Source organism: Proteiniphilum sp. LBM24028, assembly GCF_056629195.1.
The window spans coordinates 1,725,278-1,738,752 of the sequence record NZ_CM152817.1 but is presented as its reverse complement, the minus strand read 5'-3'; the positions used below and the strand labels follow the sequence as shown (position 1 = coordinate 1,738,752).

The window sequence follows — 13,475 nt, the reverse complement described above, 5'->3', positions numbered from 1 at the left end:
TATTTGTTTGTCAACTATGCATTTTCAACTCACATCAGAATATAAACCTACCGGTGATCAGCCCGAAGCCATTAAGTCGCTGGTTGAAGGACTCCGGCAGCAGGTCCCCTATCAGACGTTGTTAGGTGTGACCGGCTCGGGAAAGACCTTTACCGTAGCCAATGTCATAGCTCAGCTTAACAAGCCCACACTGGTATTAAGTCACAATAAGACACTGGCAGCACAGCTCTACAGTGAATTTAAAAGCTTCTTTCCGCATAATGCGGTGGAGTACTTCGTTTCCTATTATGATTACTATCAGCCCGAAGCTTATATCCCCTCCACCGATACCTATATTGAGAAGGATCTTTCTATCAACGATGAGATTGAAAAGCTCCGTCTTGCTGCCACCTCGTCGTTGCTCTCCGGACGGAACGATGTGATTGTGGTGTCGTCGGTTTCCTGTCTCTATGGTATCGGAAACCCGGAAGATTTTCAGAAAACGACTGTCGACGTGCGGGTAGGACAGACGCTTGAAAGGGATCAGCTGCTACGGCTGCTGGTCAACAGCCTCTATTCCCGGAACGAGACGGCCGACTTCAACCGGGGAAATTTTAGGGTTAAGGGAGATACGGTAGATGTATTTCTGGCCTATCATGACTATATTATCCGGGTAATTTTCTGGGGTGATGAGATTGAAAGCATAGAATCGGTGGACCCGCTTACCGGCGTTACCATGGAAAGGATGGATGCCTATCGCATCTTTCCCGCGAACCTCTTTGTTACCACTCAAGAACGTATCAACAGGGCAGTTGACGAGATTCAACTCGACCTGGGTAAGCAGGTGGAGTTCTTCCAGGAAATAGGAAAACCGCTGGAGGCAAAACGACTTTATGAGCGGGTAACTTACGACGTGGAGATGATCAAGGAGATTGGATATTGTTCCGGAATTGAAAACTATTCACGCTATTTTGACGGGCGACTGCCGGGGACACGTCCCTTCTGCCTTCTCGACTTCTTTCCGGAAGATTATCTCACCGTAATCGACGAGAGCCACGTGACCATCCCGCAGATCCGTGCCATGTATGGGGGCGACCATTCCCGCAAGATTAACCTGGTGGAGTTCGGATTCCGCCTCCCCGCAGCCATAGACAACCGCCCACTGAAGTTTGAAGAATTTGAGGCACTTACGCCGGAGATCATCTTCGTGAGCGCCACGCCGGCCGACTATGAACTGGAGAAGTCAGAAGGTATCGTGGTAGATCAGCTGATTCGTCCGACGGGTTTGTTGGATCCGCCCATCGACGTGCGTCCAAGCCTCAATCAGATAGACGATCTCATGGAAGAGATCCAGCAGCGGGTAGAGAAGGATGAACGCGTGCTGGTGACCACCCTGACCAAACGCATGGCAGAGGAGCTCACCGATTACCTGGCTGGTAACAACATACGCTGTAATTACATTCATTCCGATGTGGAAACACTTGAGCGGGTAAAGATCATGGATGATCTGCGACGCGGCCTGTTCGATGTACTGATCGGGGTGAACCTGCTGCGAGAGGGACTAGACCTGCCCGAGGTGTCGCTCGTGGCAGTGCTGGATGCCGATAAGGAAGGTTTTCTACGTTCCCATCGTTCACTCACACAAACAGCCGGAAGGGCTGCCCGGAATGTCAACGGGAAGGTGATCTTTTATGCTGACAAGATTACCCAAAGCATGCAGATGACCATCGATGAGACCAATCGCAGGCGTGAAAAACAGATGAGATACAACGAGACACGCGGAATCATACCGCAGCAAATCAGAAAAAGCTATGCTTCTGCCCTGAACAGGGAATATGGCGCAACAGCAGAAGCAAAAGCCTATGTTGAACCTGATTATTATACTTTGGCTGCGGAACCGTTGCGGGAATACGCCACGACAGACGATCTGAAAACAATGATAGAGCAAACCCGCAGGGCGATGCTGGCAGCTGCCAGGAAACTTGAATTTTTGGAAGCTGCGCAGCTACGCGATCAACTGGCAATGCTCGAAGAAAAACTGAAATGATATGATCATAAAATACTAAAAAGATGAAAAGACAGAATAACATGTTAATAATAAATCAGTAAATCAGTAAAGATGAAATCAGACATTCAAATAGCAAGAGAGACACCACTGAAAAGAATTAAAGATGTTGCAGAAGGCATCGGTATACCACGTGAGGAGATCATCAGCTTCGGAAGACATATGGCAAAAGTCCCTGCCGGGCTGGTCAATCCTGAGAGGGTAAGCCAAAGTAACCTTATTCTGGTCACTGCAATTACTCCCACGAAGGCTGGTATTGGAAAAACCACAGTTTCCATCGGACTGGCGCTCGGACTGAATAAAATTGGGAAAAAAGCCATTGTCGCCCTCCGCGAACCTTCACTGGGGCCAGTCTTTGGAATGAAGGGCGGAGCTGCCGGCGGCGGTTATGCCCAGGTACTTCCCATGGAGAACATAAACCTTCACTTTACAGGTGATTTTCATGCTGTCACCACGGCACACAATACCATTTCAGCACTGCTCGACAATTATATCTTTCGGGTACAGGGTACGTCCGATGATATTAAGGAGGTCCTCTGGAAGCGGGTACTGGATGTGAACGACCGGAGCCTGCGTTACATTGTCACCGGACTTGGACCGGGAAATGGCATGCCACAGGAGGCCGGATTCGATATCACGGCAGCATCGGAGCTGATGGCCATCCTTTGCCTGTCTGAAGATGAAAATGACCTGCGCCGCCGAATCGAGAACATTCTGCTGGGCTATAAACGGAATGGAAAGCCGTTTACGGTGAAAGACCTGGGTGTGGCAGGTGCCATCACCGTACTGATGAAAGATGCCATCCATCCCAACCTGGTGCAGACCACCGAAAATACACCGGCATTTGTCCACGGTGGCCCGTTTGCCAATATCGCACACGGATGTAACTCGGTGCTGGCAACCAAAATGGCCATGACCTACGGTGACTATGTGGTCACGGAGGCCGGCTTTGGTGCAGACTTGGGAGCGGAAAAATTTTTCAATATCAAATGTCGCAAGAGCGGACTGCGTCCAAAACTTACGGTCATCGTGGTCACAGCCCAGGGACTCAAGATGCATGGCGGCACTCCCGAAAAAGATATCAAGGCTCCCGATATCAACGGATTGAGAAAAGGACTTGACAATCTGGAAAAACATCTCGCCAACCTTGCTGCATTTGGCCAGTCGGTTGTCGTAGCATTCAATAAATATGCCTTCGATACACCTTCGGAAATCGAAACAATACGGAAGTTCTGTGTAGAGAGAGGTGTTTCGTTTGCCGTGAACGAGGCATTCACCGATGGAGGCGATGGAGCAGTAGCACTGGCAAATACGGTAGTGGAAGCGATAGAAAACAAACCTTCGGGAGACCTGCAGTTTACTTATAAACTTGAGGATAGCATAGAAACCAAACTCAACAGGATTGCAACCACCATTTATGGTGCCCGTGATGTGGTGCTGGGTGAAACTGCGTTGAAAAAGCTGCGCTTTATTGAAGGTACTCCGCTCGAAAAGATGCCTGTGTGTATTGCAAAGACACAGTACTCCTTTTCTGCCGATCCCAAATGGTACGGGGTAGCAAAGGATTTTCGTTTCAAGATCAACGATCTGGTCATTAACCAGGGGTCGGAATTTATTGTTGCCATTGCCGGTGAGATGATGCGTATGCCGGGTCTGCCTGCCGATCCTCAGGCAAAACGCATTGATATCATCGATGGAAAGATTGAGGGATTAAGCTGATTACACCTGCATCAGGTCGCTCATGATGCCATCGGAGATGAAGATACCTTCGCGGGTGAGCTTCAGGGTGTTTTCTTCCCTGTTTAATAGTTTTTGATCCAGATACTTTTGTGCATTTTCAATGCAGAACCGAAGGAAATGTTCCCCGAACCTGTTTTTCAGTTCTGTAAGATTTATGCCCCACATGGTACGCAGGCCGGTAAGAATAAACTCGTTGTATTTTTCATTCAGACTTAGCTGCTCGATATTTCGATCGGGGGTGCCCGATTCGATTCCCTTTATATATCGGTTGAGCGATGTGACATTCAGGGATCGGTTGTCGCCATCATAAGAGTGTGCTGCCGGCCCCAGTCCCACATATTTTTTATTTTGCCAGTAGGCGCTGTTGTGCTGGGAGAAATGACCTTCCTTGCCGAAGGCAGAGATCTCATAATGAATAAAGTCATCGGCTGTGAGGCGGTCGATCAGTTTTGAGAACATGGCGGTACTGCTTGTTTCATCCACTTGTCTGATCTTACCTGACTTAAGGAGGGAGTACATCCTGGTTTTCTCTTCGTAAATAAGATGATAAGCCGAAATATGCTGAGTACCGAGTGCGATGGCCTGATCCAGGTTTCGCTCCCATAATTCCAATGACTGCCCCGGCAGCCCGTACATCAAATCGATGCTGATATTACGGAAACCCTGTTCCTGACATTTTCTGACTGCGTCGATGGCCTGTCGGGAAGAGTGACGCCGGCTCAGAAACTTCAGTTCAGCGTCGTCGAAGCTTTGAATCCCAATGCTGAGGCGGTTGACCGGTAACTTTGCAAGCATTCTGATATAATCATCTGAAAGGTCATCGGGATTGGCTTCCACAGTAATCTCCGCATCGGCATCAATGGTGTAATGGTTGAAAAGGGTGTCGAATATCTGTCCGAAATGATTATGATGAAGCCGTGAAGGCGTTCCACCACCAAAGTAGATAGTTTTCACCGTTTCGGGAAGCTCTTTCTTCCTCATCTCTGCTTCCCTGCGGAGTGCATCCACAAATGTATCTATCTGTGATTCGTTGGTAAGGGTATAAAAATCGCAGTATGTACAGCGGGTCTTGCAATATGGAATATGGATATAGATGCCTGCCACCTTATTTTTCCTGTTGTGGTTCACCGGCCTCACCGGTGTAATCGGTCTGTTTCCCTTTGTTCGTCGGTTCCTGTTCGGTTAGCAGTTTATATACTTCCAGGTATTTCTGAAGACGGGCCAGATCGTGGTACTGTACCTCTTTCCAACGACGGATATCCATGTTGTCGGTCAGGTCGTTTAGCTTCACCCGCACGGCAACGGAGTTTCCCTGTAGCCTGACGATATAATCATCGTACGATTCGTTGTCGCGTCGTGTCATGGCATCTACACCTTCCACGATCTCATTGGAGAATCCTTCATCAGCAAGTTGCTCCAGTGTCCAGGATGTATCTTCCACCACGTCATGCAAAATACCCACAATCTTCTCCTGAAGCGTATGTCCGGCATTCATCACCCGGAACGGATGTTCAATGTAGGGGCGACCGTTGTGTGTATCGAGTTGACCTTCGTGCGCCGCCATCGCCAGGAGGATGGCACGGTAAAGTTGTTCGTTCAGGTTCATTGTTTCTGCAATATTTCCCTGACCAGCAAAGGCTCGTCTGTGGTAATGAAGTCAACTTTTAAGTCGATAGTTTTCAGAATATCCTCCTGCTTGTTCACCGTCCATACATTCACTTTTTGTCCCAGTTCATGTGCTTTTCTTACCCATGCGGGGTGTTTGTATAATACATTGTAATGATAATCAAAGCCACTCAAATCCATTGTAGCCAGCACCTGCGGGGAGAGGTCACCATTCAGATAATAGACCGGTGCCTGCGGATCTATGCTTCTTACCTGTTGCACAAAATGAATTCCAAAGGAAATGTATTCCACCTTTTCCTGCAGACCGCGTTCCCGAACCATAGCCATGACTTTCTCAGCCAGTAAACTCTCTCTATCTTTGGATTTGTGCACTTTAAACTCGATAATCAGCTTTATATGCCTGCATTGGGCAAATGCATCGAGATACTCCTCCATGGTAGGTAATGTTTCTCCATTGGAGAGTTTCACCTTCCTGAGTGTGTCAAATGGGGTATCCTGCACATTCAGTTTTTTTCCGTCAAGCGTGACATCGGCATCGTGATTGACTACTGGAACGCCGTCGGAGGATAACCATACGTCGACCTCTGATCCAAAAAGCCGGATGGAATCGGCTTTCATTAGTGCCGCAATGGAGTTTTGTGCTGACCCGTCGGTTTTCCAGTATCCCCGGTGTGCAATAATTTCCTGTCCTGTAAGATTTGATGAACCCAATAACAGAATGAATGCAAAAAAGAACAACAATTGTTTCATATGACTAAAATATTTATTTTCAATGGTGTCATATGGAACTCGCATTAGTCATGATCTTGTATGATAATGATTTTGACAAAGTCGATTACTTCGTAATTCATGCTCGTTTCATATAAAAATCATATTTTGCGTTTATAGCAGAATAATTTTTTAAAGTTACAATAATTGTTCAAACTACCGTCTATTAATGGAGTGAAAAGTCCAGTTTTGCTATGTCTCCGCGGATCATTTTAATAGAGATAATTCCTTTATCTGTCTGTATTTCTTTGTTGTTGTGCAAGGTATATGTGGCATCATTAAAACCGTGAATCGTCCACAAAAATAACACAGTTTCATTCATTCTACCGGTTCTATCAAGACTGATTTTAACTTGAATAACTCATTTCCTTCTTTGTATGAATGTATTTTAAGGGGATAAATACCTGGTTCGGTAACGGTAATGTTTGCAATATGATGGTCGTAAAACATCAAGGGTTCTTTGTTTGTATAGTTCCCTCCCGTTCTGACTGTCTGGAATAAATAGCTTTGTTGGTTAAATTCAATTACCCCCTCCTGGCGACTGTTTTCAACTTCGCAATTGTATGAGAGAATAATTTTGTAATCGCCGGGATCGGTAAACCGAAGATTAAAACAGGCCGCGTCGTCCGGCTTTTTCCATTCTGTCAAGCAGGTAGTATGCTTCCAATTGCCAAAATAATCGCTATGCGTGATGGATTTGATGGCTGTTGCCCCTTCCGTTGTTGCATCGTGTGGCAGAAGCTTGTTAAGCTTGTATTGCGCCGACAGGGTGACCGGAAGTTGATCATATTTGTCGGTCAGGGTGCCTGCATACTCCACAACAAGCACAGTATTGCGGGAATCGCTCAGGTAGGGAAGAGTAACGCAAAGATCTTCGTTGTTTTTGCTCCACGTAAGTTTTTCTCCGGAGTCTAACGGATACACATTTTGAATGTCGACGTTCATTCCCGGCACCAGAATCTGATGGTTCACGGGCAGATCAAAAATATGCAGATACAGCTTTCCCGGCTTGCTTGTGGTAACGCCCCATGGTTGCGCGGGTATCTCTCCATAGGTTGTTTCGTAAATTCCTTCTCCGAATTTATCGAGCCATTTCCCTACTTCCAGGAGATACCTGGCAGAATAGGCAGGAATAGCACCCTTCCCGTCAGGTCCCACATTCAACATCAAATTTCCCCCTTTTGAAGCCACCTCTGCCAGAAGCCGGATGATCTCTTTGGGAGACTTGAAATTCATATCGTGTGCAATATATCCCCACGAATCGTTGTGTGTATAGATCGATTCCCAGGCTCCGCGAATAGGGCGGGCAGGAACCTCAGAATCGCCAAAGTCGCGGTAATCACCCAATCCCTGGCCTACACGACTGCTGAACAGGCAATTTGGCTGGATCAAACGAAGCGTATCGACCAATTCCCTGGTCTCTTCATAGGTAAGGCCACCCGGCATATCGAACCAGATAATTCCGAGAGGCCCATAATTTGAAAGTAATTCTTTCAACTGGGGGATAGCCTTGCGAGTATAATATTCCTGATAGTTTTTCTTCGATTCATCGAAGTCCCACCTGTTTCCCCCACCATTGGGCTCGTGCCAATCGAGAAACTGAGAATAATAAAATCCGAATTGAATTCCCTGCTCGCGCATTTTTTGGGATAATGGCAGCATGGGATCTTTGCCATATTTCGTGGATTTCACGATGGTAAAATCACTCACCTTTGAATCATACATGGCAAATCCTTCGTGATGCTTTGCCGTAACAACCACGTATTTAATGCCTGCCTTTTTGGCCAACATGGCCCATTCTGCCGGATCATATTCCGACAGGTCCATGCGGGCTGCTTCAGCCGCATAGGCATCCACATTTGCTTTTGCCACATTCATGATCCATTCGCCGCTACCATAGTAGTTCCTATTCTTCCATACTCCTCCTAGTTCAGAGTAGAGTCCCCAATGGATAAACATGCCAAATTTGGCATGTTTAAACCATTGAATATGGGGATGTTCACTCCTCGAAATATTCTTGTCCCATCTTTTTTCCATATCCTGTGCCTGTGCGGCAACGATCCATATAAAACAGATCAGGACGAGGTTAAATGTCTTATTCTTCATTTGGATATATTGTCAAATTCAAATCAATCAATAAGTTGGATCATGAGTCGGAGATACTATTTTACTTCAATAAAGACAGTTTCCAATCCTCCCGATTTAACCGATACGATGCTCTTCGACCCTTTCTTTAACAGCCTGATTTTCGCTCGTCCGTTATATGCCTGTACCTTACCCGAACCAGTAGAAGTACCCATATTTGTTACCAGCTCTCCGTCGCCGGTCGCATCAAAACGGATGTAGTCGGCCGCTGTGAGACAAGGCACATCGTTCCGATCGTGCAGTTCCGCTTCTATCCAGGCATATGCATCGGTATCTTCGATCACCCGGGCAACGATTTTTGCCGGTTCGCCAAAAGGACGTGTTTCGTAATCGAACGTGATGGTGTCTATCACTGTTTCTTTCCCTTTTTTCCCGACAACCTTCACGCTGTTTCTTCCCGGCTCAAAGGAGGTGGTCCATCGCAGCCCTGCGGCAGGGAAATTCTGACTATCACGCTTTCTGACGCCCATGCTTCGTCCGTTGAGGAAGAGTTCCGCCTCCTCACAGTTGGAGTAAACCTTTATGGTCTTCTCTTCGCCGGGCTTGCCCCAGCGTACCGGCCAGCTATGTCCGTAAATGCGAATCATCGGCTTTTCGGTCCAGTAGGACTGAAATACGTAGAATGCCTCTTTTGGAGTCAGATCTCTTTCCACGACGCCCTTCTGGTTCATATAAGGAACTGGATTTTCGGGACGTACCGGTGTGGAGAAGTCCTTGAATGGCCAGTAGGCAGCGCCGGTAAGCCAGGGCATCGTCTCCTGTTCCTTCAGGTGCCAGTCTATCAGATCACAGATATAGGTCTCGCTCCAGTCTCCATCGCGCGAAGCTCTGGCCGTGCCGCCATAGAGCGATGCGTCGCCGGCACGTTCATCTGCTTTTTGTCCCCCGCTGTCAATTTTATCAAGATTGCTGTAAGGGTCCTCCGCATGGCGACGAGCGTGGTTATCTCCTCCCCATTCCACATGCAGGAAATGATCTGTTTTCTGCATTTCGTTGTAGGAAACGTTTTTGTAATCGGTGTAGATGCCTCTGTACCAGCCAGCCCAGATAGAGGGAGAGTACACATCCACGATATCCTTACAGAAGTCGCACCGCCGGATGGAAGTGAGTCGCGAATTGTCGAGTGTATGGGAAAGCAGATGAAGCTCTTTCATAAAGGCCCTGATTTTTTCTTTGTCAAATTCAGGAAAATCGTTGGGCCAGTCGTTCTCGTTCCCCAATCCCCACAAGATCACGGAAGGGTGATTCCGATGCTGCGCGATCATGTTCGTCAGCATGCGTCGTGCCTGCTCCTTATATCGGTCGCCCCCCAGTCCCCCGCGGCACCAGGGTATCTCCTCCCAGACCAGGATGCCCAGTCGGTCGCACTGCTCAAGCACGATGCGCGACTGTTGATAGTGTCCCAGCCGGATAAAGTTGACTCCCATGGATTTCATCATCTCCATCTCCTCCACGATCATCTCTTCGGTCATGGCAGCCGCCACTCCCGCGTGATCTTCATGACGGTGGGTACCACGCAACAACAGCCGTTTTCCGTTTAGCTTAAATGGGCCTTTTTTGACAAACTCGAAATGACGGAAGCCAAATGTCTCTTCCGCTTTCATGGACCCTGCCTCTGAGTTCAATGTCACTTCACACCGGTAGAGAGAAGGGTGTTCCGGTGCCCACAATTCCGGTTTATTCAAAGAAAAGGAGTACAATTTCTGACCGGAGAGATTTTCCAGCCGGATATCCTGATCTTTCAACAGCTTGTTCTGCGGCGAGAATATTTTCACATTCAGGATGCCAGTAGGATTCTTTTGATTGAAAGAGGCAAAAATATCCAGCACTCCATTTTTTCCGTTTGCATCGACAGTAGCATCTACACGTACAGACCGGAGAGCCAGTGCCGGTGTATATACCAGATTCAGGTAGCGATATATTCCCCCGTAGAGATTGAAATCGGAAAGATCGGACGGAATCATCTCCGTATCCCTCGAGTTGTCACAACGGACGGACAGGGGGATTTTTCCTCCAAAGCGACCGGCATCGTCCGAAGAGAGGAAGCGATTCACCGCATCGGTGATATCAGCCTCCCACTCATCATAGCCCCCTACGTGAGATGCCACTTCTTCCGTGTAAATATAGACCCTGGTTTTTTGTCCGGCACCCTCGAAATGGAGCAAGGTCCGTCCCTCTTTATAAGGGTTGTCTACAGATAAAAGCGTTCTGTACCAGGCCGGCCCCTGATAGTAGTTCAGATCCGGATCCACGGCGTCAGTAGCATTGTAGCAGTGTGGTAGTGTTACCTGCTCCCACAGTGGAACCTTCTCCGGAGAACCTTCCGAGCCGGGACGTACCGCCTCCCACACACTGCCCAGGTCTGATCTTAAAAACTCCCAGTGATCATTCAATCTTGTTTTCTGCGAGTAATTGATTTGCCCCAGTGCGGCAAGCATATTACAGCCAACCAACAAAATTGTAAACAGATATTTCGACTGCTTCATTTTATTTTTCGGTTAAAGACAAGTTATTCTCAATTTTTTCCTTTCGTAAGAGCGCTTCCAGGAAGTAATAGTCGGCATATACCAGAGGAACATCCACTTCCGAGTCCGACGGCTTTGATCCGGTACTGTGAAGTAACAGAAATCCGCCGTCGTCGTGCAAGGTGGCACGATAGTGAAGTGTCAGGTTCTTCAGGATGGTGTCGGCCTGTTCTTTGTATTGAACTGCCTTTTCCCCACCAAAGCTACTCAGCTCATAGAGCGCCGATGCGATGACGGTGGCTGCCGAGACATCACGGGGTTCGTTGGGAATTTCGGGCGCATTAAAATCCCAGTAAGGAATCAGATCCTCCGGCAGGTTGGGGTTTGTAAAGATAAAATTTGCCACATGCCGGGCCTGGTCCAGATAGGCGCTGTCTTTTGTCTCGCGATAACACATGGTATAACCATACAAAGCCCATGCTTCCCCCCGGGCCCAGGTGGACTCGTGTGCATAACCCTGGTGGGTGTGACGATTCAATACGTTGCCTGTAATGGTGTCGTAGTCGATTACGTGATAGGTGCCATAATCGGGGCGAAAATGATTTTTCATGGTTGTGTTCGCATGATTCACGGCAATATTGTAATAGGTGGAGTCACCACTTTCCCTGGATGCCCAGAAAAGCAATTCCAGGTTCATCATATTATCGATGATAACCGGACATTGCCATTTGTCGCGATTGTGATCCCACGAACGGATAATTTTTGCATTGGGTTTGTATCTGGAGATCAGTGAATTTGCGGCTTCCATCAAGATGGGTTTGTAACGTTGGTCGTTTGTAAGTCTCAGTCCGTTCCCAAAGCTGCAATACAGGATGAACCCCAGATCGTGGGTGGTTTTTGTAAACTTTTGCACTTCGAGGGAAGCGGTGAATGCTCTTGCCTGTTTCTCCAAATTTGGATCTTTTGTATATTCATACATATACCACAGTTCTCCCGGGAAAAAGCCACTTGTCCAGTCCCGGGAAACAACCAGCTTCGGATTTCCATTTTCATCCAGGGTGCGGGGGCTCACCAGCGGTTTTTCCGCTTTGGTAAGAGAATCTCGTCCATCTCTTGCTTTCGCAGAATCTATCTCCTGCAACGCGTAGGTAAGCTGTTCTGACGCAAAATCGAAGTTCTGTTTGGTTAAATCACCGGATACCTGTGTTTTGCAAGAGGTGAAAAGGCCGATAGCGAGGATGCTGAATAGCGTAAATATCTTGTACATCTTTTTCTATTTATTAAAATTTGTATTTATACTGTTGGTTCCCATCCGGGTTCATAATCGCGGCTCCATAGTTTCATCGCATCGCGGTCGTACATTCTGCCGGTTTTATCATCAATGTCAAATCCTTTCCCTATACGGTATGCAATGTTTGAATAATGTACCATGGCCATGCTGATGCTGGCATCATCGATGGGTGCAGTGAGCTTCTCCTTGCCCCTTATCGCTTCAAAGAAATTGATCACATGCCCGGTCGTCATGTCGCCACCTCCTCCTAAAGCCGTTCCGGCCTCGTTTGCGGACGACTGGTTGTCTTTCACCAGTTTTCCGTTTCTGTCAAACAGGCGATACTTGTTCCGGTCGATAAACACCGTTCCTTCGCTTCCATAAATGATGGTTCCTCTTCCTCCCCCATACGTATCGTATCCGTTACGGCTTTTGCCATCCCACAGGATAATTTTGTCTCCGGAGAAACGAAAGGTCGCATCCATGGTATCGTACATTTCCCAACCATCGTGGACAAAATGACGTTTGGCTGCTTCTACATCTACCCGGAGGGGAAAGTGAACCCCCAACGCCCAGCGTGCAATATCCAGTTCATGGGTGGCATTGTTTCCCGTTTCGGCGGTGCCGTAATCCCATCCATACCAGTGCCAGTTGTAATCCCATGTTTCTGATGTGTATTCACGTCGCGGGGCCGGGCCTTGGAAAAGTTCCCAGTCGAGGCCGGTGGGTACGGCTGCTTTTTTTTGCAACGGCACTTCGCCTCTTGTGTTGGTATAAAATGCCAGAGCCTTGTAGGGTGTTCCAATGACACCACGATGAATTTCCTGAATTATTTCGATGGTATGGGGGGATGAACGCTGCTGATTGCCCATTTGTACCACTTTATTCAGCTTTTTAGAAGCTTCCACCAGCAGTTCGTTTTCAAACATGTTGTGGCTGCATGGTTTCTCCAGATACACATGTTTCCCATTTTTCATTGCCATGATGGATCCCGGAGTATGCCAGTGATCCGGGGTGGCATTAATCAATACATCCACTTTCGGATCATCGAGTACTTTGCGGATATCATTTTCCAGTTTTGGTTTATAGTCAATATGTTTGGAAAAGTTCTGCAAGGCTCTTATCCGTTGTTTTTCCATCACATCGCACAGGTACACCAATTCTACATTTGCTTTCTTTGCTGCTATGGGTTCGTAAAAAGCGCCTAACCTGCGGCCGAGCCCGGCTATGGCAACTTGAATACGGTCATTGGATCCGATGATTCGTTTGTAACTTTTTGCCGGCATGCCCATTATTGAACCGCTTACGGCGATTCCTGCTGCTCCGGCACTGATTTTTTTGATAAATTCCCTTCTGTTTACGTTCATATTATTATGGATTTTGGTAATTATTTATTGTACTCTGTTCTCATTGAATT

General features: G+C 47.5%; 9 protein-coding genes. 2 read left to right on the top strand and 7 right to left on the bottom strand.

Features of this window, described 5'->3' with window-relative positions:
• Positions 1–16 precede the first annotated feature (16 nt).
• Both uvrB and AC1HCU_RS06845 read left to right on the top strand, forming a co-directional pair.
• Positions 17–2,026 carry an excinuclease ABC subunit UvrB gene (gene uvrB, locus AC1HCU_RS06850; protein ID WP_480370685.1) on the top strand — a complete coding sequence of 670 codons (2,010 nt, stop codon included), beginning with the start codon at positions 17–19 and terminating at the stop codon, positions 2,024–2,026.
• Positions 2,027–2,098: 72 nt separating this feature from the next.
• A complete protein-coding gene (locus AC1HCU_RS06845) occupies positions 2,099–3,763 on the top strand; it encodes a formate--tetrahydrofolate ligase (RefSeq protein ID WP_480370682.1) in 1,665 nt (554 codons plus the stop codon).
• Here the strand turns inward: AC1HCU_RS06845 and hemW are convergent, their stop codons facing one another.
• The 7 genes from hemW to AC1HCU_RS06810 form a co-directional block, all read right to left on the bottom strand.
• On the bottom strand, positions 3,764–4,888 hold the full coding sequence (gene hemW / locus AC1HCU_RS06840) for a radical SAM family heme chaperone HemW (RefSeq protein ID WP_480371100.1): 1,125 nt from the start codon (positions 4,886–4,888) through the stop codon (positions 3,764–3,766).
• A gap of 1 nt (position 4,889) precedes the next feature.
• A complete protein-coding gene (locus AC1HCU_RS06835; protein ID WP_480370680.1) occupies positions 4,890–5,390 on the bottom strand; it encodes a phosphohydrolase in 501 nt (166 codons plus the stop codon).
• Positions 5,387–6,160, bottom strand: coding sequence for a glycerophosphodiester phosphodiesterase (locus AC1HCU_RS06830; protein ID WP_480370678.1), 774 nt, complete (start codon positions 6,158–6,160; stop codon positions 5,387–5,389). Before AC1HCU_RS06830 ends, AC1HCU_RS06835 begins: the two co-directional genes overlap by 4 nt.
• 336 nt (positions 6,161–6,496) lie before the next feature.
• Positions 6,497–8,284 carry an alpha-L-fucosidase gene (locus tag AC1HCU_RS06825; RefSeq protein ID WP_294072278.1) on the bottom strand — a complete coding sequence of 596 codons (1,788 nt, stop codon included), beginning with the start codon at positions 8,282–8,284 and terminating at the stop codon, positions 6,497–6,499.
• Between the two features lie 56 nt (positions 8,285–8,340).
• On the bottom strand, positions 8,341–10,809 hold the full coding sequence (locus AC1HCU_RS06820; protein ID WP_480370675.1) for a glycoside hydrolase family 2 protein: 2,469 nt from the start codon (positions 10,807–10,809) through the stop codon (positions 8,341–8,343).
• A 1-nt stretch (position 10,810) separates the two neighbouring features.
• Positions 10,811–12,055 (bottom strand): glycoside hydrolase family 88 protein, encoded by a 1,245-nt coding sequence (locus tag AC1HCU_RS06815; RefSeq protein WP_480370672.1) that lies wholly within the window; start codon positions 12,053–12,055, stop codon positions 10,811–10,813.
• Between the two features lie 26 nt (positions 12,056–12,081).
• Positions 12,082–13,425 carry a Gfo/Idh/MocA family protein gene (locus AC1HCU_RS06810; RefSeq protein ID WP_480370669.1) on the bottom strand — a complete coding sequence of 448 codons (1,344 nt, stop codon included), beginning with the start codon at positions 13,423–13,425 and terminating at the stop codon, positions 12,082–12,084.
• Positions 13,426–13,475: the final 50 nt, after the last annotated feature.